Consider the following 19,582-nt stretch of genomic DNA (forward strand, 5'->3'; position numbering starts at 1 on the left):
GCGCGACGGGGGTGTGCGGCGCGACGGGGTGTAAGGCGCGACGGCGTGTGAGGCGCGACAGTGTGTGCGGCACGGCGGCGTGTGATGCTGGGCGGCATGACCGTCAGCGACGACGTGCGGGACCGCGTCACGGCGAGCTTCGCCCGGCAGGGCCTGATGCGGCACCTGGGCGCGCGGCTGACGCTCGTCGAGCCGGGCCGCGTGCACATCGAGCTCGCCGCCCGGCCCGAGGTGACCCAGCAGCACGGCTACATCCACGCGGGGGCGACCAGCGCCGTCGCCGACAGTGCCGGCGGCTACGCGGGACTCACCCTGTTCCCGCCGGACGCGGATGTGCTCACGGTCGAGTACAAGCTCAACCTCCTGGCCCCCGCCAAGGACCGCATCGAGGCGGTGGGGACGGTGCTCAGGTCGGGCAGGACGCTGACCGTGTGCCGGCTCGAGGTGTACGACGCGGACCGCCGGCTCGTCGCGGCCGGCCAGCAGACCCTGATCCGGATCGCCGCCGCGCCCGGCGAGCCGGCCTAGCGTCTACGCCGACGGGATGCGGGCGGAGCGGACCGGCGGCTGGAGCGGGCGGCCGGTGCGGAACACGGCGAGGGGTGCCTCGTCGGGCGCGAGGCCGAGCCGCTCGGCGAGCCGGGTGCCGGTGGCCGTGCAGTCCAGGAGCTGGCTCAGCGGGTGGACGGCGAGGCCGCGCTCCGACAGCGCCAGCCACACCCGCACGAGGGCGCGCCCGTGCTCGATCACCTCTTCCGGGGTGACGGCGCTGCCGACGAGGACGAGGACACTGCCGTCGTACCGCAGCAGCCCCTTCGACGCGGCCGCCAGCAGCGCGGGGCCGCCGAGCCGGCGGGTGACCCGGTAGGCGCGCGGCCCGATCATCGCGGCCAGCCCGGACGCCTCGACGCGCGACAGCGCCATGGCGCGGTCCGTGAGGCCGTCGAGCCCGTACCGCGGATGCTTCGGCGACAGGCGCATCCACTCCCGCAGCTCGGCGACGACGGCGGGGGTGCCGAACATCCACCGGTCCGCCGCCGCGAGCGGCTTGACGAGCGAACGGCTGGGCAGCTGCCGCAGGTCGGCGCCGAGCCCGGCCAGGGCGGCGAGCGTCCCGGTGTCCAGAGTTCCTGGCGCGTACCCGCCCCGAGCGCAGCCGCGCTGCCGCACCGACGCGAGGGTGAAGGGCGTCTCGTACACGGCGGAATCCGGCATCAGGCGGGCGGCCCGCAGCGAGGCGCGGTCGACGGACACCGACGCCCGCACCGGCAGGCCCGCGTCGGCCGCGACGATCAGGCAGGTCTCGATGAACGCGCCGAGGGAGAGGAACAGGTCCCGGCGGGTCGGGTCCGAGTCGGGCAGCGCCCGCGAAGGGTCCCAGTGCACGTCGACGGCGTCGTCGCCGTACCGCAGAACCCACGGCTGCGTGTTGTGCGCGCTCGGCGCCCGCCGGCAGTCGTCCTCGAGCGCTCTCAAGTCCGAGACCCAGGTCATGCCGTCACCCCCGCTGCGCTCCGGCGCCGGCCTGACCGAAAGACTGCGCCCATGATTCGCAGCCCTCCGCTGCGCTCCGGCCCGCTCATGCCACCGCCCGTTCGTAGAAGGTGTAGCCGTGCAGCGGGCGGCCGCCCATCCGCCGGTACTGCGCCGCGGACGCCGGGTTGTCGCGCTCCACGTACGTGCTGCGCAGCGTGCGGTAACCGCCGGCGCGCAGCCCCCGGTACAGCTCGCGGGACAGCAGCGTCAGGTAGCCGCGGCCCTGCTCGTCGGGGACGGTGCCCTTGATGATGAGGACGGCGTCGCGGCGGTAGCGGTTGCGGGTGGCGAGCAGGCGCAGCTGGTTGAGCACGCCGAGCCGGCCGCCGACCTGCATGAAGAACTCCGACACGTCGGGCACGGTGACGATGAACGCGACGGGCCGGCCGGCCTTCTCCAGCCACAGCAGCAGCGCCTCGTCGAGCAGGAACGACAGGCCGTCGGTCTGCTTCGCCAGCTCGTCGGCGTCGATCTCGGTGTAGTAGCCGAGCTGCGCGAACGACGCGTTGAGCATCTCCCGCAGGATCGGCAGCTGCGCCTTGAACCGGCGGCGGGAGCCGTGCCGCACCACGAGGTCCTCGGCGGCGATCCGCGCGTCGTCGAAGGCGAACTCGCCGCCCGCACCGACGTCGCACAGCCACGTGTCGGCCTCGAAGCGGCGGGTGAAGCCGTGCCGCTCGTACGAGACCGGGTAGTGCGGCGGGTTCCAGGCGGAGTCGATGAAGCCGCGCTCGTCGAAGCCCGACGTGATGACGCCGCCGGTCTGGTTGGGCAGCAGCCCGACCGGCCCGAACAGCGCCTCGGCGTCGCGGCCGCGCTCGGCGACCAGATCGAACAGTGCCGAGGCCGCGGCATCGTCGGCGAACTCGGTGAGGCCGAAGAGCTGGTGCCGCCGGCCGAGCTTCGCGTCGAACTTCACGTTGCGGTGGACACAGGTGCGGCCGACCACGGCGCCCGAGTCGTCGCGGGCGAGGAACAGCTCGGCGCCGGCCGCGGTGAATCCGGCGATGACGGAGTCGGCCAGGGGCACGTACCGGTCCCGCGGGTGCAGCCGCAGCGGCAGGTCGCAGAACGCGCGCAGCCCGGCCCGGCCGGTCACGGGTTCGATGTGGACGGTCACGACGCCGGCCGGTGCACGGCCGGGCCGTCCGTCTCGCGGGACAGCGGCGTGTAGGTCTCGATGTGTGCCATCGTATTGCCTTCGGCGCGCCAGACGCCGTTGGTGTAGCCGCTCTCCTCGGCGTTGTAGAGCCGGATGTAGCCGCCGGTGGCGTTGCGGGTGCCGTTGTCGGTGATCCAGCACATGAGGTCGCGGTGGTGCTTGGTGCGCGCGAACTGCAGCAGCGCGTCCCGGTCGCGGAAGAACGCGATCGTGCCGAGCGTGAACGGCCACTGCCAGTAGACGGTGTGCCAGCAGTACCCGGGCAGCCGCTTCATCTGGCGCACCATCTTGAACCAGGTGAACGTGAGGATGAAGATCGAGTGCGGGCCGCGGTAGCGGGTGGCGCCGACGAACATCGCGGTCGCCTGCCCGACCGGCGGCACCTTCGAGAAGTCGCTGGTCCTCATGCGGCACTCCTGGCCAGGTAGACGTTTTTGATCTTGCCGTTGCTGGCGGCGAACGGGCCGGCGCCGTGCTCGTGGACGCGCACGCGCAGGTCCGCCGCGCTGGGATCCTCGGCGAGGGACTCGGCGAAGTCGCGGCTGACCTCGGCGAGATAGCGCACCACGCCGCGCCGGCACACGTCGGCCAGCTCCTCCTGTTGCTGCTGCGTCAGGTGTACTTCCTCGCGCAGCTGGATGTGGATCACCGGGCGGCTCTCGAGGTCGGTGTGCTCCTCGAGCGTGAGGCAGAAGCTCTGGATCTGGTGGGCGAGGGGGTTGTCCTGGTAGAGGCCGTTCTCGACGTCCTGCGGGTAGATGTTGGCGCCCATGTACGAGATCGTGCTGTCCTTGCGCCCGAACAGGAACAGCAGCGGCAGCTTCATCCGGTCACCCTCGAACGCCCGCTGCATCTCGGCGTCCTTGCCGACGATGCTGGTCAGCTCGGCGTAGGACATCAGCTTGCCCTCGTCGCCGATGTTGTAGCGCACCTTCGGGTTGAGCACCGCGGTCGTGTTGATGGTGCAGAGGATCTCGCCGTCCTCGGTCGTCTCCAGGTACGTCTCGAGCGGGTTGTACTGGAAGATCATCGGCAGCCGGTGCTCGTCGGCGCCGAGCAGCGCCTCGCGCAGCCGCTGGTCGGTGCGCAGGCGGCGGCGCAGCCACACCGTCAGGTCGGTCTCGCCGCCCATGCCGATCGTCAGGTCGCTGGCGCCGTAGCCGGAGCGCACCTTCGTGAACCGCTGCTCCAGGTAGTCGCGCAGCGCCTCGGTCATGCCCTCGCCGCCGACCAGCGCGGACAGCTTGTAGGGCGCCCAGTCGAAGCCGACCGCGTCCATCTTGTCCAGCAGGTGCTTCAGGAACGGCGGGTAGGCGGTGATGACGTAGTCGAAGCCGGGCCCGAAGTGCCGCAGCGTGTCGATGATCTTGTCGAGGTCGGGCCCGGTGTTCTTCACCATCGCGACGCGGGCCATCGCGATGCCGGTGTTGGTGCCGGTCGCCCACGCACCCATCGAGTAGGCGTTGATGACGAACCGCCGCTTCGACGGGAACACCAGCGTGGTGTAGCCGGCGAGGTTCTTGTGCACCGTCCCGAGCTCTTTCTTGCTGCGGATCCAGTTGTACGGCTGCCCGGACGACCCCGACGACTCGTCGACGACGCTGCCGGCGATCTCGATCCGGCCGTGCCAGCAGCGCTGCTCCTCCGGGTACGCCTTCACGTAGGTCAGCTTCGCGGTCGGCGGGTAGGACGTGAGGTCGAACCAGCGGAACCGCCAGTCGTTGCGGCGCAGGAAGTCGCCGTACGCCGGCACGTCGATCGCGGCGAACTGGCACGTCATCCACGCGTGCAGCCGGGCGAACCGGGCCATCCACGGCCGGTAGTTGCGGGCCATCAGCCGCCACACCGCCGGGTGCACCCGGTAGATCGCGTACAGCCAGGTCAGCCCGAAGCTGCTGATCCGAAGCACCCATTGCCGCACGAACGTCACGACCGTTCCCTTCCTCCCTGACCATCCACACGGACCGTCTACATCCTCGGCTGCCGGCCACCGTGGCGCCTGAGCCGTCCTACTCGCATCCGGGTAAGTATTGTTGCCGCATGGCCGGGACACTCATGACCGGAGCGACGATCTGGGCCGGCCCGACCTGCACCCCGCAGCCTGGCTGGCTGCTGGTCACCGGCGACCGGATCACCGCCACCGGAGCGCACGACACGCCGCCCCCGCCGGCGGACACCATGATCGACGTCGCAGGGTGTCACATTCTGCCCGGGTTCGTCGACACACACCTGCACGCCACCGTTGTCGGGTGGCAGACGCTCGGCGTCGACGGCTCCGCCTGGACCTCGCTGCCGGCGGCGCTCGCCGCGATCGGGGCGGCGGCCGCGGCCGACCCGCACGCGCCCTGGCTGCTGGTTTGGAACGCCCGGCCGTTCCGGTGGCCGCAGCGGCGCCTGCCGACCGCCGCCGAGTTCGACGCCGTCGCGCCCGGCCGTCAGATATTGGTCAGCGGCGTCGACGTCCACCGCGGCACCGTCTCCTCCCAGGCGATGCGGGCGCTCGGCATCACCACGCGGCGGGCCAAGGACGGCGACGTGAGCCTCGACCGCCGGGGCCGGCCGACCGGCGAGATCTGGGAGCAGGCCTACGGCGAGGCCCTCGCCCGCGCGCTCGCCTCCGCCCTTGGTGATCCGGTCGCGCTGACCCGCCTGGCCCTCGACCGGTGCGTGTCGCTGGGTATCACGCACGCGCACGAGGCGTACGTCCCGCCGCAGCACCACGAGCGGATGCTGGGCCTCGCGGCGGCCGGCTCGCCGCGGCTGTCGTGGGCGGTCGGTGCCGGCGAGGGGCTGCTCAGCCCCCTGGAAGGGCCGTCGGTCGCGCCGGACGGCGACTACGGGGCGAGCGGGCGCGAGGCGAAGCTGTTCCTCGACGGCGGCGACCGGTGCGCCGTCTGCATGCCGGCCCGCGCGCTCGGCCGGCTCACCTGGCAGGCCGTCAAGGAGACGGTCGCCGCCCGGCACCCGGGCCCGCTGCGCGACGCGATGCGCCGGCGGACCACCGTACAGCGGCGGATGCTGCGACTGGAGTACCTGCGGTACTCGGACCGGGAGCTCGCCGACCTGCTGTCCGCGTACCTGTCGGCGGGGCTGCGGCCACGGATGCACGCGCTCGGCAACCTCGCCGTGCGGCAGGCCGCGACCGCCCTGCGCGCCGTGGGAGCCCCCGCCGGCGCCGCCGTCATCGACCACCTGGTCCTCCTCGACCCGGCGGCCGTCGACCTGGTCGCGGCGAGCGGGGCGTGGGCGACGGTGCAGCCCGGCTTCCTCACCACGTTCGGCCCGCAGATCGTCGACGGCGGCACCGACCGCTTCCTGACGGTCGTCGGCGGGCGGTCGCTGCTGGACGCGGGCGTGCCGCTGACCCTCGCCTCCGACCACCCGGCGGGGCCGCTCGACCCGCTCGGCAACCTCAGGCTCGCGGTGCGGCGGCCGATCCAGCCGGCCCAGGCGCTGACCCCGTCGGAGGCGGTGCGGGCGCTGACGGTGACGGCGGCCGCGTCCCTCGGCGCGCCGGGCGCCGGCGGCCTCGCCGCGGGGGAGACCGCCGACCTGGCGATCTGCGACGGCGACCCGTTCGACCCCGCGACCCGCGTCACCCAGACCTGGATCTCCGGCCGCCGCGTTTGGCCCGCGGCCGCCACCGGGTAAGTTGCTCCGATCGACGGGTTCGCACTGGGAGACCACGGATTGACCGAGGCGCTGACGCCGCGCTGGCAGGAGGCCGACGAGGCGGTGCATTCGCTGGTCGCCGTCCTGGTGGCGGAGGCCGCCCGGACCGCGGACCGCAGCGCCCGGAAACGCCCCCGCGGCCGGACGCGGTCGAAGAGCACGCGCCGGCACATCGCCGAGGTCGTCCGCGCCCACAAGCTCGCGCCGGGGCTGCGGGTGGACCGGAACATGGTCGCGGCGCTGATGCTCGGCCACCGCGACCTCATCAGCAACCCGGTCCTCGTCGTGGCGGTCGCCCAGGCCTGCGGCATCATCACCGGCCGGAAGCTGGCGCCGAAGCGGGCCGCCCGGCTGCGGGCGGCCAGCGTCCGGGTCGGGAAGCTCATCGCCCGCGCGAACGCCGAGACGATCCGCGTGCCCGCACCCCGGCCCGCTCCGGTCCCGCCCGCCCCTCCGGTCCCGCCCGCCCCTTCGGTCCCGCTCACGCCTTCGGTCCCGCCGGCGTCCTCGGTCTCGCCGGCGCCTTCAGCTGAGGTTGCGCCTGCCCTCGACGTTTCGCCTGTACCTGACGCCGCCGTGCCCGTGCTGGGGGCGGCATCCGTTCCTGAGACCGCGCCCGTACCGCACGATGCGCCCGTGCCGCATGTCGTGCCGGTGCCGGAGGCCGTGCCCGTGCCCGTGCCCGGGGCCGCGCCGGTCAAGGTCAAGGTCGGGGCCCGGCCGTCCGCGAGGCGGGCGTCGCGAGCCGCGGCGAGGGCGGCGGCACGGAAGCGTCGCCACCGCCGCCAGCGGGCCCGGCGGCGGTGGCTCCTCGTGATCGCCGCGTTCCTGGTGCTGGTCGCGGCCGTCGTCGTCGGCCTGGCGTCATGAGGTTCACCCCACTCGCGTGGCCCGGGCTGCGCAACGCCCGGGACCTCGGCGGCCTGCCGACCGCGGACGGCGGGCAGGTCCGGCACGGCGCCGTGGTGCGCGCCGACTCGCCGCACCGGCTCACCCCCGACGGCGTGGCCGCGCTGCGGGCGCACGGCGTCACCCGCATCATCGACCTGCGCAGCGCCGACGAGGCGGAACTGCGGCCGAACGTCCTGGCCGCGGACCCGATGTACCGGCTGGTCCCGTTCACCGACCCCGACGACGACCCCGCCGACGAGCTGTCGGACCTGGCCGGCATCGACGAGCTGTACCGCTGCCGGATCGCGGGCGATGCCCGGCGCGTCACCACTGCGGTCGGCGCCGTCGCCGACGCCCCGCCCGGGGCGGTCCTCGTGCACTGCCAGGCGGGCCAGGACCGCACCGGCATGCTCGTCGCCCTGCTGCTCCGCGTCGCGGCCGTGCCCGACGACGTCATCGTCGCCGACTACACGTTCTCGTCGGTGTGCTGGGAGTCGCCGGGCGAGTGCGAGCCCGAGTCGATCCAGGCGGTGCTGGACCTCGTCGACGAGCGGTGGGGCGGCGCCGAGGGCTACCTCCTCGCCCACGGCCTGTCACCCGACCGTCTCGCCGCCCTCCGGGCCAGGCTCCGCGACTGACCCGCCGGCGGACCGGCGGCGGCGTGGGGGAGTGGGCGGCGTCGCGTCGGTGAGGTGGGCGAGGACCTTGTCGGCGATGCGGCCCAGCGCGGCGACGTCGGACTCGTCCAGGACGTCGATGAAGTGGCGGCGGACCGAGGCGACGTGGTGCACGGCGGCGGCCTGGACCGTGGCCCAGCCGTGGTCGGTGAGGATGACGGTGGCGCTGCGGCCGTCGGCGGTGGACGGGCCGCGGGCGACCAGGCCGCGCTGCTCCATGCGGGTGACCTGGTGGGACAGGCGGCTCGTCGACCAGCGGATCGAGGCGGCCAGCTCGCCGAGGGGGAGGCGCCGGTCGGGGGCGTCGGAGACCGCGGTCAGCACGTCGTAGTCGGCGTCGGACAGGCCCGAGTCGGCGCCGAGGTCGCGGGTCAGCTGGAGGTCGAGGAGGCCGCGCATGCGCCGGTACCCGCGCCAGGTGTGCATCTCGGCGTCGGTGAGCCAGCGCGGTTCCGTCATGGCGCCAAGCCTAGGTCATCTGCTTGACGTGTCAAACTCATCCGCGCTAGCGTGCATGACATGTCAAGCATCAGGGTTGGGGTCGACGTGCCCGCGTCGACGGCGGTGGACCCGGTCGCGGCGGCCCGCGCCGCCGAGGCGCTCGGGTTCGACTTCGTGTCCACGTCCGACCATCCGAGCGGCACCGATCCGAGCCACGAGAGCTGGACGATGCTCGCGTGGATGGCGGCGCACACCGAGCGGATCGGGGTCATGCCCAGGGTGCTCGGGGTGCCGTACCGACGGCCCGCCATGGTCGCCAAGATGGCCGAGACCCTCGACCGGCTCAGCGGCGGCCGGCTGATCCTGGGGCTCGGCGGCGGCTCGTCCGACGAGGAGTTCCGCGCGTTCGGCATCGACGTGCCGTCGCCACGCGACAAGGTCGACGGCCTCGCCGAGGCGATCGAGATCATCCGCGGCCTCTGGACCGGCCCCGCCACCACGTACACCGGCCGCATCCACCACGTCGCCGCCGCGCCGATGGAGCCGAAGCCGGACCGCCGGATCCCGATCTGGCTCGGGACGTTCGGGCCGCGCGCCCTCGACGTGACGGGACGGCTGGCCGACGGTTGGATGCCGTCGCTGGGGTACGCGTCCCTCGAGGCGCTCCCCGCGATGCGCGACCGGGTCCTGGCCGCGGCGGACCGGGCGGGGCGCTCGCCCGAGGACATCACCTGCGCCCTCAACGTCGAGGTGCGGGCCGGCGACGACACGGCGGACCGGCTGCGGGCGCTCGTCGCGATGGGCTTCACGGTGCTCAACCTGAAGGTGCCCGGCCCGGGCCGGGACGAGCAGGTGGAGCGCCTCGCCCTCGAGGTGCTGCCGCAGCTGCGCTAGCGGCGCAGGTCGTGGCGGCGGTGGGTGGCCTTCGACACGAGCGACGACGGCATGAGGCGGCGCAGCGGGAAGACGACCGGGGCGTTGCTGCCGACGGCGTAGAACGCCCTCGGCCGCGATGCCTCGACGGCCTTGACGATGGTGGCGGCGACCTGCGCGGCCGGCGCGCCCTTGCGCTCGTTGCGGTCGAGGGCGGCCAGCATCCGCTCGAAGTCCGCGCGGTGCGGGGAGTCGTCCGCGACGTACTTCGTGCGGCGCTCGCTGATGCCGGTGCTGATCGAGCCGGGCTCGACGGTCGTCAGCCAGACGTCGAACGGCGAGTACTCGTGCCGCGCCCCCTCCGCGAAGCCCTTCAGGGCGGCCTTCGACGCGACGTACGACGACCGGTACGCCAGCGGGAAGGACGCGAGCATCGACCCGACCATCACGACCCGGCCGTACCGGCGCGCCCGCATGCCGGGCAGGAGCAGCTGGGCGAGCCGGACGGGCCCGAGGACGTTGACCTGGAACAGCCGGCGCAGCGCGTCGCCGGGGAGGTCCTCGAACGGGCCGTTCTGACTCTCCCCGGCGTTGTTGACCAGCACGTCGACCTGGCCGGCGGCCGCGGCGAGGGCCTCGATCGACGCGTCGTCCTCGAGGTCGAGCGGCAGGAGCTCGACGCCCTCGGGCGGGTCCTGCACGGACGCGGGGTGGCGGCTGGTGCCTATGACTCGGTAGCCGCGCGCGGCGAGGGCGGCGGCGGTCGCCTTGCCGATGCCCGACGATGCCCCGGTGACCAGCGCGGTGCGATGCATCGCTGCACCATATCGCCGTCAGGCGGCGAGGGCGATCTCGGCCGCGACCCGGTCCGGCTCGTCCAGGGGCAGGAACGTGCGACCGCCCGGGACCTCGACGAGGGCGGCGTCGGGGAACGCGTCGCGCAGCCGCCGGGCGAGGCTCAGCTTGAAGAACAGGTCGGCGTCACCCCAGACGAGGCGGACCGGCTTCGTGAAGGTGTGCAGCCGGGTCGAGACGTCGAGCAGCTCCGCGGGCGAGATCCCGCGCAGGAACGCGGCGGTGTCGCGACGGATCGCCGCGTCGGCGCGCAGCGGCGCGACCCAGCGGGCGGTCAGGGCGGCGTCGAGGGGGTCCCGGGCCAGCCCGCCGTAGCCGGCGATGGAGTGGCGCAGGGCCTTCGCCCGTACCGACGCCGCCAACATGCGCAGCCGAGCGGGCCGCCGACCGGCCTTCACGAGCAGGCCGATGGGCGCCGGGGGGAACTGGTCGAACGCGTCGCAGTTGGTCAGGACCAGCCGCCCGATGCGCTCGTGCCCGGCGTCGATGAGGAACTGGCAGATCGCGCCACCGGTGTCGTTGCCGACGAGCGTGACACCGGTGAGGTCGAGCGCGGCGATGAAGTCGCCGAGGAGCGCCGCGATGCCCCGGGGGCTGAGGTCGGTCCCGGGCGGCCACGGCACGCGGTGCGATCCGAGCGGCAGGTCCGGCGCGTAGCTGCGGATGCCGCGGGCGGCGAGCGCGTCGGCGGTGCGGGTCCACAGTTCGGCGTTGACGAGCAGGCCGTGGACGAGCACGACCGGCGGCAGCGCGCTGTCCTCCGGGCCGGTCACGCGGTATTCGATGCGCCCCTGCGGGATGTCGACGGCGGGCACGGCGCCTCCTCGCGATATGTTCAGTGCATGGCACAAGAAACATACGTACTGTCTGTATGAAAAGCAACCGCCGAACCCAGGAGCAGCGTTCGGAGGCGACCCGGGCCGCCCTCATCCAGGCGGCCAGGCCGCTCTTCGCCGCGTCCGGCTTCGCCGCCGTGGGCACCGAGGCGATCGTCCGCGCCGCCGGCGTCACGCGCGGCGCGATGTACCACCAGTTCGCCGACAAGACCGACCTCTTCGCCGCGGTGTTCGAGGCGGTCGAGGCGGACCTGACCCGCCGGATCGACGACGCGGTGGGCGGCAGCGGGCTGACCGACCCGATCGCCCTCATGCGCCTCGGCGCGGCGACCTGGCTGGACGCGTGCGCCGAGCCGGAGGTGCAGCGCATCGTGCTGATCGAGGCGCCGTCGGTCCTCGGCTGGGTCCGCTGGCGGGAGATCAGCCTCCGGTACGGCATGGGCCTCGTGCAGAGCCTGGTCAGCTACGCGATCTCGGTCGGGCGGATCGCCGAGCAGCCACCGGAGCCGCTGTCGCACGTGCTCATCGGCGCCATCGACGAGGCGGCGCTCTACCTGTCGCAGGCCGAAGACCCGGTGCGGGCCCGCGCGGACATCGGCGCGGTCCTCGACCGCCTCATCGACTCCCTGGCGGTGTGACGTGACCACCAACCCGACCTCCTATCAGGAGCTCGGCGAGGCCGCCTGGGCGTGGACGCTCGCCCAGGTCGGCGCCGACGACGACGGCCCGGTGCTGCCCGGGCCGGACCGCGACCGCGAGACGGTGTACGCGGGCGTGCCCGGGCTGGCGCCGGTCCTCGCCGAGCTGCGCCTGCACCGTCCGCTGACCGGCGCCGAGGCGGCGCTCGCGGACGGGATCGTCGCGCGCGTGACGGCGGGCGTCCCGGACCGGGTCGAGCCGTCGCTGTACGACGGCCTCGCCGGCGACGTCACCGTGCTGCGCCTGCTCGCGCCCGGCGCGGAGCGGATCGCGCTGGAACGGCTCGCGCACCTGAGCACCCCGGACGGGTGGGAGACGACGTTCGACATCAGGCCCGGCAGCCGCGCGCCGCTCACCGACGTCGTCATGGGCACCGCCGGGATCGTGCACGCCGCCGTGTGGGCCGGCGGCGACCTCGCCGCCGGCACCATGACCACGGGCGGCGAGGCCCTGTTGCGGGCCGCGGAGCCGACGGCGCACGGGCTCGACTGGCGGATGTGGCCGGGGTACCGCTCCAGCACCCCGAACTTCTCGCACGGCACCGCCGGCGTCGCCGCCGCCCTCGCGGTGGCCGGCCGGGCGCTGGACCGGGCCGACTTCGTCGACGCGGCGCGGCGCGGCGGCGAGCACCTGGCCGCGATCGCGGACCTGTCCGGCGACGGGTTCGCCGTCGAGCACACGATCCCGCGGTCGCAGCGGGAGGTGGAGCCCGTCACGTACAACTGGTGCCACGGCCCGGCGGGCACCTCACAGCTCTTCCCGGCCCTCGCCCTCGCCGGCCTGTCCGAGGTCGCCGGCTTCCCGGTCGGCGACCTGCGCCGCCGCTGCCTGCACTCCGTCCTCACCTCCGGCGTCCCGGCCCGCCTGCGCCCCGGCTTCTGGGACAACGACGGCCGCTGCTGCGGCACCGCCGGCGTCGGCGACATCCTCCTCGACGCCGCCCAGTCCACTTCGGACGCTGCGCTGCTCGCCGCGGCCCGCACGATGGCCGACGCGTTGGTGGAGCGCGCGCTGTTCGACGAGGCGGGCGCGCACTGGCGGTTCGTCGAGCACCGCCAGGACCCGCCGCTGCTACCGCCGAACGCCACCTGGATGCAGGGCTCGGCCGGCATCGCCGCGTTCCTGCTCCGCCTCGCCCGCGTCGACCGCGACGGCCTCACCGCCCCCGTCGTCGACCGCCCCGACCAGTGGTGGACCGTCCCGCCGGCGGTGCGGACGAACGCCGCCGATGCCACAGGAGCGGGCTGACGGGTCGGGCGCCGGGCTCGTACGCTGGGCGCCGTGAAGGCAGTCGTCGTGGTGGCCGCGCTGGTGCTCGCGGGGTGTAGCGCGGCACCGCCACCCGCGACCGCCCCGTCCCCGTCGCTGTCCCAGTCGCCGTCTGGGTCGCCGACGGCGTCCGCGGCGCCGGTGGAGCTGACGCTCGCGTTCGGTGGGGACGTGCACTTCACCGAGCGGACCGCCGGGCTGCTGAAGGACCCGGCGACCGCGGTCGGGCCGATGGCCGAGGTGCTGTCGGCGGCCGACCTCGCCGTGGTCAACCTCGAAACGGCGGTCACCACGCGGGGGACGCCGGAGCCGAAGGAGTTCCACTTCAGGGCGCCCGTCACGGCGTACGACGCGGTCAAGGCAGCCGGGATCGACGCCGTCTCGGTCGCGAACAACCACGCGCTCGACTACGGCCGGGTCGGGTTCGCCGACACGCTGGACGGCGCGGCCGCGAAGGGGATGCCGGTGTTCGGGGGCGGGCGGACGATCGACGAGGCGTACGCGCCGCTCATCCTGACGGCGCGCAGGGTGCGGGTGGCGATCGTCGGCTTCAGCCAGATCCACACCCTCGCGGAGAGCTGGAAGGCCGGGCCCGCGACGCCCGGGATCGCCCTCGCGTGGGACGTGCCGCGAGCCGTCGCCGCGGTGAAGGCCGCGCGCGAGCGGGCCGACGTCGTGGTCGTGTTCAACCACTGGGGCACGGAGCGCGAGTCGTGCCCGAACGACAACCAGAAGACCTTCGCCGCAGCGCTCGCCGAGGCCGGCGCCGACATGATCATCGGGGCGCACGCGCACGTGCTGCAGGGCGACGGGTGGCTCGGGCGGACCTACGTCGCCTACGGGCTCGGCAACTTCGTCTGGTACGTGGGGTCCGCCGACACCGGGGTGCTCAAGGTGCGGGTGCGTGGCCGGGACGTGGTCGGGGCGGAGCTGGTCCCGGCCGTCGTCTCCGGCACGGGGCAGCCGAAGGCGCTCACCGGTACATCGGCCGCCGTCGCGACCAAGCGCTTCACCGACCTGCGGCGCTGCACCGGGCTGGCGCCCGCCCCGCCCGCGGCCTGAACGACGACCGGGGCGGGCACCAGGGTTTACACCGCTGCGTTCGCGCTGACGAGGAAGCCGGTGTTCACCAGGGCGCCGCCGCTGTTGTAGCAGGCGACGTCGCGCACGATCGTGTCCGTGGCGCTGTGCACCCACGGCGCGAGCAGGTTGCAGAACTCCGACGAGCTGCCGGACGCGGTCACCTGGACGGTGTCCGGCAGTCCGACCAGCCGCGGGAACGTGACGAGCGACAGCCCGACGCCGCCGCTCAGGAGCGTGTTGACGCCGAAGCCGGCCTGCGAGTTGAAGTTCGTCGACGGCGGGCCGACCGGCGGGCGGAACCACAGGTAGCCGAAGTAGCGCGGCGGCCAGCCCGCGCCCCACAGCGACTGGTTGTACTGGTAGGACAGCGTGAACCGGGTCTTGAACGGCGCGCCGGTCGACGTGAAGCAGGCGACGTACGCGACCTGGCCGGCGGGGCTCGACGTCCAGTTGCGCACCTTGCACCGCGCCGGGGTGCTGTTGACGGCCGTCACCTGCAGGCTGCCGTCGATCGGGCCGGCGGTGCTGAGGCCGGGCAGCTTGACCTCGTAGACGCCGCCGAGCGGGGTGACGCCGTTGACGGCGCCGGAGGAGTTGAACTGGTCGACCATGGTGCCGGTCGCGTCGTTCCAGTCCACGTAGCCGAACCGGCCGTTGATCGCGCTGCTGATGGGGGCGGAGCTGCTGTCGAACAGGGCGGTGAAGGCCGTCGCCACGAGCAGGCCGCCGGGCTGGGAGCACTGCACGACGACGATCTCGTCGGTGCCGGACGGGCCCCACTTGACCGCCTGGCAGAAGCGCGGCCCGGAGTTGATCGCGGTGACGTGCACGACGCCGCCCTTGGCGGCCTGACCCGGGAACTTGATCGTGTAGATGCCGGCCGGACCGGGGGAGACGCTGGTCGCCGCCGGCCAGGTGCCCGACGGGACGGTGGCGGCGCCGTTCCACAGCACGAACCCGACCGCGTCGGGCAGTGCCGCGGCGGCGGGCGAAGCGGTGCCGAAGGCGGCGGCGAGCGTGGTGACCAGGGCGATGAGCAGGGCGGGAAGCTTCCTGCGCATGTGGACCCTCCTCCTGGCGGAAAGGAGTGGACAGGACACCGCGAACGCAATCACATCTATCAATATCTTGGGAGTGATCAGACGCTATACCGACAGTGCCGTTCCGGCGGCTCCGACCCGACCCGAGGAGCCGGGTCGCGGCCCGTGGGGGCACGATGGTGGCCATGGACCTTGGGGGCGTGGGGCCGGCGTATGAGACGACGGACCAGCTGGCGGTGCGCCGCGCCAACCTGAGCCGGACGCTGCGCCACATCCGCGCCAACGGGCCGAGGTCGCGGGCGGCGATCGCCGCGGCCACCGGGCTGCACAAGACGACCGTGTCGAGCCTCGTGGAGGAGCTGCTCAGCCGGCGGCTGGTGCGCGAGACCGGGCTCGAACGCTCGGGCACCGCCGGCCGGCCGGGCCGGGTGGTGGCGCTGTCACCGGAGCTCGGCGCGGTCGGCATCGAGATCAACGTCGACTACCTCGCGGTCCACGCCTGCGACCTCACCGGCCGGACCCTCGTCGAGCGGCGGGTCGGGTTCGACGCGCGGCGCCGCGACGTCGAGGGGTGCCTGGACGACCTGGCGGCGGCGGCCGACCGTACCCTGGCCGAGCTCGCCGACCACGGCGTGACCCCGGTCGGCCTGACCGTCGCGGTCCCCGGCCTGGTCGACGTCGCGCGCGGCGTGGTGGTCGTGGCGCCGAACCTCGGCTGGCACGACGTGCCCGTGGTGTCCCGGCTCGCCGCCGGCCTCGACCCCGCGCTGCAGGTGGGGGTCGACAACGACGCGAACCTGGCGGCCCTGGCCGAGTTCACGTGGGGGGTCGCCGCCGGCACCGCCGACCTCGTCTACCTGACCGGCTCGGTCGGCGTCGGCGGCGGCGCGATCGTCGACGGCCGGCTGCTGCGCGGCGCGGACGGGTTCTCCGGCGAGATCGGCCACCTGCCCGTCGAGCCCGTCGGCGACCCGTGCGGCTGCGGCCGGACCGGCTGCTGGGAGACCAAGGTCGGCCTCGCCGAGCTGGTCCGCCGGATCACGCCCGAGTTCGCGTACGGCCTCGGCGACGGCCCCGTCCCCGACCCGCGCGAACGCATCGCCGAGGTGCGCCGCCGGCTCGACGCCCGCGACCCGGCGGCCCTGGAGGCGGTCGCCGGGATCGGCCGCTGGCTCGGCCACGGCGGCGCAATCCTGGTCAACCTGTTCAACCCGCGGGTGGTCGTGCTCGGCGGCTACTTCGCCGACCTGGCCGACCACCTGATCCCCGCCGCGCAGGCCCAGCTCACCCGCCTCGCCATGGCCTCCCCGGCCGCCCGCTGCCACTTCGTCGCGTCCAACCTCGGCTTCACCGCCGCCGCCCGCGGCGGCGCCGGCGCCGTCATCGAGCGAATGATCGAAGCCCCCAGTTGAGCCGTTCGTCGGTCCTCCGCCGGCGCGGCCTGCTGGCACACTGTCCGGATGACGGACCTCTCCGGCGGCCAGGGCGTCCTGAGCGGCAACCACCACGTCCAGTGGAACGTCTGGTTCGGCGGCCGGCGCATCGACGCGGCGATGCTGGAGGCGCTGTCCGCGACGGCGGCCGCGGATCTGGTCGCCAAGCTGCCGCAGTCCGAAGCGGCGCAGGCACTCGCCGCGATGCGGGTCCCGCCCGCCGCCAAGGCGGCGTGGGTCCTGCTCCACCGGGACGAAGCGTTGGCGGTGTCGCTGCTGGGCACCATGAACCCGGACCATTCGCGGTCCGTCGTCGCCGAGCTGACCGCCACGTTCGACTGGCTCGAAGGGCTGCCGGACGCCGCCGCCGCGATCGAACAGGTCGACGTCGTGCACGCGACCGCGCTCGGCGCCTCTGCGGGTCCCCTGACCCCTGTCTCCTCGTGGGCCATCCACGGTTTCCGCCGCCGGTACGAGCACGGCGAGATCCGCTGGAGTCCGAAGGGCAGCGCGCAGATCATTCCGGCGTCGTACCTGGCGCTCCACGAAGACCGGCTCGGGTTCCCTCTGTCGCCGGTCACGCCCGCGAAGGTTCCGGACGGATCCGTGACGACGGGCGAATTCCAGCGCTACCAGGGCGGCATCGTGGTCTCCAGCGCCGCACACGGCACGCACGCCGTGTGGGGCGGCATCGGTGAGCACTACGACCAGGTCGGCGGCACCGCGAGCCGGCTCGGGTTCCCGGTCTCGGGCGAGGCGACGGCCGGTCCGTCCCGGGCGGGCGGCGGCATCACCGGCTGGTGTCAGCGGTTCGAGGGCGGCGCCGTCTACTGGTCGGAGCGGACCGGCGCCGTCGAGGTCCGCCCCGACATCGGCGGATACCACGACGGTCGCGGTGGTGTCACCGGCGCGCTCGGGTTCCCGGCCGGCGCCACGTTGGCGGCGGGGGCGTCGCCCTTCGGGACCACCGGCGAGTTCCAGCGGTTCGAGGGCACGTACGACTATCCGAGCGAGATCCTCGACCGCTGGACCCCCGAGGAAGGCGTCGGCGGGTGCACCGTCTACGTCAGCGAGCACGGCATCCACGCCGTCGGGGCCGGGATCGGCGAGCTGTACGAGGGGATCAACGGCACCTCCAGCTGGCTGGGCTTCCCGACGTCCGGCGAGATCGACGCCCGGGCGGAGCCGGACGAGGAGTGGTGCTGCTACGCCACGTTCGAGGGCGGGGCGATCTACTGGAAGGACGCCCACGGCGCTGTCGCGGTGTCGAGGGTCGTGGCGGACCTGCTGGCGGGTGATGCCGGACTGACCCGGAGGCTCGGCTTCCCGGTCACCGCCGAGCGGCCGATGCTGCACGACGTCGACGACGGGGTGCAGTACTTCGAGCACGGGGTGGTGACGGTCCGGGACGGTGTCGCCGAGGCGTGGGTCCGGCCCTAAGGGGGCGGGTCGAGGCCGAGGTTGCGGTACCAGACGCCGCCCGCGGGCCGGGTCGTGAAGGCGGTTGCGGCGACGGTGTTGCCTTCGAGGTCGTTGTCGTGGACGCGGGGTGACGTGCAGGTGCCGTGGGCGGTGGTGCGCAGGCCGTGCGTCTGGGTGCGGTGCCCGCCGCGGTCCCACACCCGGTTGTCCCGGATCGTCGGCGTGTCGGTGCGGGCCCCGAGGGTGATGCCGGCCCGCACCGGCGGCGCGTCCGGCAGCCGGTACGCGGTGCCCTGCCGCGGCGTGCCCTCCGGCCAGGCGGTGGCCGCGCCTGGGCGGACCGGCGCGAGGACGAGCTCGGTCGCGGTGTTGGCCACGACCACGGCCCGTTGCGAGCCCGCGGCGACCATCTTGCCGGCCTGCCCGTCCGGGACCCAGCCGGCCGACGCGTCGCGTACCGACAGCCGCTCGTACACGACGGATGAGCCGCCGCCGGTGGACGCGGGCGACATCTGGCGGCCGTTGCCGCGGACCCGGTTCCCGGCGATGCAGGCGTCCACGACGGGGGAGTCGACGAACACGCCGTCGAGGGCGTTGCCCCAGATGTCGTTGCCGGTGACGGTGATGTCCGCGCACGAGTCGTCGGCGTCGCCGGGCAGAGGGGGGACGCCGCGGACCGACGGTCCGAGGTTGTGCTGCCAGTAGCCGTAGCGGCCGTTGCGACTGATGCGGTTGCCTTCCACGGTGTACGGGCCGGGCGTGTTGCCGATCGCGACGCCGTCCCACACGTTGCCGTCGATGACGCAGCCGGTGGCGATGCCGCCGCGTCCGGCGACGGACGACGTGCCGAGCGCCGACACGTCGAAGCCCGCCTGATGGTTGCCGGTCATCGTGCACGCCGAGACGACGAGCCCGTCGGCGCCCCAGTCGGAGATGCCGAAGCGGTTGCCTTCCGCGTGGCAGCCGACGACGCGGATGCCGCGCGGCGGGGTCCAGTGCCACTTCTGCAGCTCGAAGAAGATGCCGCTGGTGCCGTTGCCGACGGTCGTGCACGCGGTGACGGCGAGCCGCTCGGTGTCGCCCCAGCCGCCGATCCCGATGCCGATGCCGGCGCCGCCTTCCTCCTCGCCGTTGTTCAGCCGGCCGCAGCGCACGGCGCGGACGGCGTCCACGACGGTGTCCTGCAGGAAGTCGCAGCCGAACCCGGTCGCGCCGGTGTCGTGGATGTACAGGTCGTGGAATCGGCTCCGCAGCACGTACTGCAGGAACAGCCCCTTGGCGGCCACGTCGTAGGCGGGCAGGCTGACGCCCGAGCCGTCGATCTCGAAGTGCGCGAAGGTGCAGTCGGCGAGGTGGTTGTCGCGGCCCGCGCCGTGCTCCCGGGTGGTGAAGACGGCGAGTGGGGTCGGCCCCGCCGGCCGGGACGGGTTGGCCAGCAGGAACCGGGTGGCGCCCGGCCCCGCACCGATGAGCGACACGCCGCTGCGCCACCTGATGCCTTCGTCATGGATGGCGTACGCCCCTGCCGGGCAGACGATGGTGCGGGGCTGGCCGTCCTCGGCGTAGGCGGCGCCGAGGCTGTCGACGAGCGCGGCGAGCGCCGGCCGGTCGTCGGTGGTCCCGTCCCCGGCGAGTCCGTGCGCCCTGGCGTCGGCGACGAGCGGTTCGGCGATCCGTGTCACCGCGGTCGCCT

19 protein-coding genes are annotated in these 19,582 nt (G+C 73.9%); 10 read left to right on the forward strand and 9 right to left on the reverse strand.

The window, feature by feature from the left end; all coding sequences use genetic code 11:
* The first annotated feature begins 96 nt into the window (after window positions 1–96).
* A complete protein-coding gene (locus AB0J72_RS40380; RefSeq protein ID WP_363409094.1) occupies window positions 97–528 on the forward strand; it encodes a PaaI family thioesterase in 432 nt (143 codons plus the stop codon).
* A gap of 3 nt (window positions 529–531) precedes the next feature.
* Here AB0J72_RS40380 and AB0J72_RS40385 read toward each other — a convergent pair whose 3' ends face one another.
* The 4 genes from AB0J72_RS40385 to AB0J72_RS40400 all read right to left on the reverse strand — a co-directional run bounded on the left by AB0J72_RS40385 (window position 532) and on the right by AB0J72_RS40400 (window position 4,628).
* The gene (locus AB0J72_RS40385; protein WP_363409097.1) at window positions 532–1,494 is read right to left on the reverse strand and encodes a hypothetical protein; all 963 of its coding nucleotides are present in this window, start codon (window positions 1,492–1,494) and stop codon (window positions 532–534) included.
* A gap of 85 nt (window positions 1,495–1,579) precedes the next feature.
* Entirely contained in the window at window positions 1,580–2,656 is a 1,077-nt protein-coding gene (locus AB0J72_RS40390; RefSeq protein ID WP_363409100.1) for a hypothetical protein, read from the reverse strand.
* The gene (locus tag AB0J72_RS40395) at window positions 2,653–3,105 is read right to left on the reverse strand and encodes a DUF4188 domain-containing protein (RefSeq protein ID WP_363409103.1); all 453 of its coding nucleotides are present in this window, start codon (window positions 3,103–3,105) and stop codon (window positions 2,653–2,655) included. The genes AB0J72_RS40390 and AB0J72_RS40395 overlap by 4 nt, the downstream gene beginning before the upstream one ends.
* Window positions 3,102–4,628 (reverse strand): phenylacetate--CoA ligase family protein, encoded by a 1,527-nt coding sequence (locus AB0J72_RS40400; protein ID WP_363409106.1) that lies wholly within the window; start codon window positions 4,626–4,628, stop codon window positions 3,102–3,104. Before AB0J72_RS40400 ends, AB0J72_RS40395 begins: the two co-directional genes overlap by 4 nt.
* A gap of 110 nt (window positions 4,629–4,738) precedes the next feature.
* Here AB0J72_RS40400 and AB0J72_RS40405 point away from each other — a divergent pair, with 110 nt between their 5' ends.
* Genes AB0J72_RS40405 through AB0J72_RS40415 form a run of 3 tightly spaced genes read left to right on the forward strand, consistent with a single transcriptional unit; the run spans window position 4,739 to window position 7,899 of the window.
* Entirely contained in the window at window positions 4,739–6,349 is a 1,611-nt protein-coding gene (locus tag AB0J72_RS40405; protein WP_363409109.1) for an amidohydrolase family protein, read from the forward strand.
* Between the two features lie 39 nt (window positions 6,350–6,388).
* Window positions 6,389–7,240, forward strand: coding sequence for a hypothetical protein (locus AB0J72_RS40410; protein WP_363409112.1), 852 nt, complete (start codon window positions 6,389–6,391; stop codon window positions 7,238–7,240).
* Entirely contained in the window at window positions 7,237–7,899 is a 663-nt protein-coding gene (locus AB0J72_RS40415) for a tyrosine-protein phosphatase (RefSeq protein ID WP_363409115.1), read from the forward strand. The genes AB0J72_RS40410 and AB0J72_RS40415 overlap by 4 nt, the downstream gene beginning before the upstream one ends.
* Here the strand turns inward: AB0J72_RS40415 and AB0J72_RS40420 are convergent.
* Window positions 7,855–8,397 (reverse strand): MarR family winged helix-turn-helix transcriptional regulator, encoded by a 543-nt coding sequence (locus AB0J72_RS40420; protein ID WP_363409118.1) that lies wholly within the window; start codon window positions 8,395–8,397, stop codon window positions 7,855–7,857. The genes AB0J72_RS40415 and AB0J72_RS40420 overlap by 45 nt on opposite strands.
* Before the next feature lie 60 nt (window positions 8,398–8,457).
* Between AB0J72_RS40420 and AB0J72_RS40425 the strand changes: the two genes are divergently transcribed.
* Window positions 8,458–9,273 (forward strand): LLM class flavin-dependent oxidoreductase, encoded by an 816-nt coding sequence (locus tag AB0J72_RS40425; protein ID WP_363409121.1) that lies wholly within the window; start codon window positions 8,458–8,460, stop codon window positions 9,271–9,273.
* Here the strand turns inward: AB0J72_RS40425 and AB0J72_RS40430 are convergent.
* Window positions 9,270–10,067, reverse strand: a complete 798-nt coding sequence (locus AB0J72_RS40430; protein ID WP_363409124.1) for an SDR family oxidoreductase — start codon at window positions 10,065–10,067, stop codon at window positions 9,270–9,272. The genes AB0J72_RS40425 and AB0J72_RS40430 overlap by 4 nt on opposite strands.
* 18 nt (window positions 10,068–10,085) lie before the next feature.
* Window positions 10,086–10,922, reverse strand: a complete 837-nt coding sequence (locus AB0J72_RS40435) for an alpha/beta hydrolase (protein WP_363409127.1) — start codon at window positions 10,920–10,922, stop codon at window positions 10,086–10,088.
* A gap of 56 nt (window positions 10,923–10,978) precedes the next feature.
* On the opposite strand from AB0J72_RS40435, the gene AB0J72_RS40440 reads away from it, so the two are divergent.
* From AB0J72_RS40440 to AB0J72_RS40450, 3 genes are read left to right on the forward strand one after another with little or no spacing between them, the layout of a single operon-like run.
* Entirely contained in the window at window positions 10,979–11,581 is a 603-nt protein-coding gene (locus tag AB0J72_RS40440) for a TetR/AcrR family transcriptional regulator (protein ID WP_363409130.1), read from the forward strand.
* Window position 11,582: 1 nt separating this feature from the next.
* A complete protein-coding gene (locus AB0J72_RS40445; protein ID WP_363409133.1) occupies window positions 11,583–12,890 on the forward strand; it encodes a lanthionine synthetase LanC family protein in 1,308 nt (435 codons plus the stop codon).
* A 33-nt stretch (window positions 12,891–12,923) separates the two neighbouring features.
* Window positions 12,924–13,973 (forward strand): CapA family protein, encoded by a 1,050-nt coding sequence (locus tag AB0J72_RS40450; RefSeq protein ID WP_363409136.1) that lies wholly within the window; start codon window positions 12,924–12,926, stop codon window positions 13,971–13,973.
* 26 nt (window positions 13,974–13,999) lie between these two features.
* Here AB0J72_RS40450 and AB0J72_RS40455 read toward each other — a convergent pair whose 3' ends face one another.
* A complete protein-coding gene (locus AB0J72_RS40455) occupies window positions 14,000–15,055 on the reverse strand; it encodes a hypothetical protein (protein ID WP_363409139.1) in 1,056 nt (351 codons plus the stop codon).
* A 164-nt stretch (window positions 15,056–15,219) separates the two neighbouring features.
* Between AB0J72_RS40455 and AB0J72_RS40460 the strand changes: the two genes are divergently transcribed.
* Complete coding sequence (locus tag AB0J72_RS40460) at window positions 15,220–16,446, forward strand: ROK family transcriptional regulator (protein WP_363409142.1); 1,227 nt, start codon at window positions 15,220–15,222, stop codon at window positions 16,444–16,446.
* Between the two features lie 48 nt (window positions 16,447–16,494).
* The gene (locus AB0J72_RS40465) at window positions 16,495–17,907 is read left to right on the forward strand and encodes a hypothetical protein (protein ID WP_363409145.1); all 1,413 of its coding nucleotides are present in this window, start codon (window positions 16,495–16,497) and stop codon (window positions 17,905–17,907) included.
* Here AB0J72_RS40465 and AB0J72_RS40470 read toward each other — a convergent pair.
* A complete protein-coding gene (locus AB0J72_RS40470) occupies window positions 17,904–19,571 on the reverse strand; it encodes a right-handed parallel beta-helix repeat-containing protein (protein WP_363409148.1) in 1,668 nt (555 codons plus the stop codon). The genes AB0J72_RS40465 and AB0J72_RS40470 overlap by 4 nt on opposite strands.
* Between the last annotated feature and the right edge of the window lie 11 nt (window positions 19,572–19,582).

Source organism: Dactylosporangium sp. NPDC049742, from assembly GCF_040674675.1.
GTDB lineage: Bacteria > Actinomycetota > Actinomycetes > Mycobacteriales > Micromonosporaceae > Dactylosporangium > Dactylosporangium maewongense.

What these genes read in the sequence shown, in the direction of transcription:
- AB0J72_RS40380 (WP_363409094.1), top strand. Translation starts at nt 97, where the DNA reads ATGACCGTCAGCGACGACGTGCGGGACCGCGTCACGGCGAGCTTCGCC.
- AB0J72_RS40385 (WP_363409097.1), bottom strand. Translation starts at nt 1,494, where the DNA reads ATGACCTGGGTCTCGGACTTGAGAGCGCTCGAGGACGACTGCCGGCGG.
- AB0J72_RS40395 (WP_363409103.1), bottom strand. Translation starts at nt 3,105, where the DNA reads ATGAGGACCAGCGACTTCTCGAAGGTGCCGCCGGTCGGGCAGGCGACC.
- AB0J72_RS40405 (WP_363409109.1), top strand. Translation starts at nt 4,739, where the DNA reads ATGGCCGGGACACTCATGACCGGAGCGACGATCTGGGCCGGCCCGACC.
- AB0J72_RS40415 (WP_363409115.1), top strand. Translation starts at nt 7,237, where the DNA reads ATGAGGTTCACCCCACTCGCGTGGCCCGGGCTGCGCAACGCCCGGGAC.
- AB0J72_RS40420 (WP_363409118.1), bottom strand. Translation starts at nt 8,397, where the DNA reads ATGACGGAACCGCGCTGGCTCACCGACGCCGAGATGCACACCTGGCGC.
- AB0J72_RS40425 (WP_363409121.1), top strand. Translation starts at nt 8,458, where the DNA reads ATGTCAAGCATCAGGGTTGGGGTCGACGTGCCCGCGTCGACGGCGGTG.
- AB0J72_RS40430 (WP_363409124.1), bottom strand. Translation starts at nt 10,067, where the DNA reads ATGCATCGCACCGCGCTGGTCACCGGGGCATCGTCGGGCATCGGCAAG.
- AB0J72_RS40440 (WP_363409130.1), top strand. Translation starts at nt 10,979, where the DNA reads ATGAAAAGCAACCGCCGAACCCAGGAGCAGCGTTCGGAGGCGACCCGG.
- AB0J72_RS40455 (WP_363409139.1), bottom strand. Translation starts at nt 15,055, where the DNA reads ATGCGCAGGAAGCTTCCCGCCCTGCTCATCGCCCTGGTCACCACGCTC.
- AB0J72_RS40460 (WP_363409142.1), top strand. Translation starts at nt 15,220, where the DNA reads ATGGACCTTGGGGGCGTGGGGCCGGCGTATGAGACGACGGACCAGCTG.
- AB0J72_RS40465 (WP_363409145.1), top strand. Translation starts at nt 16,495, where the DNA reads ATGACGGACCTCTCCGGCGGCCAGGGCGTCCTGAGCGGCAACCACCAC.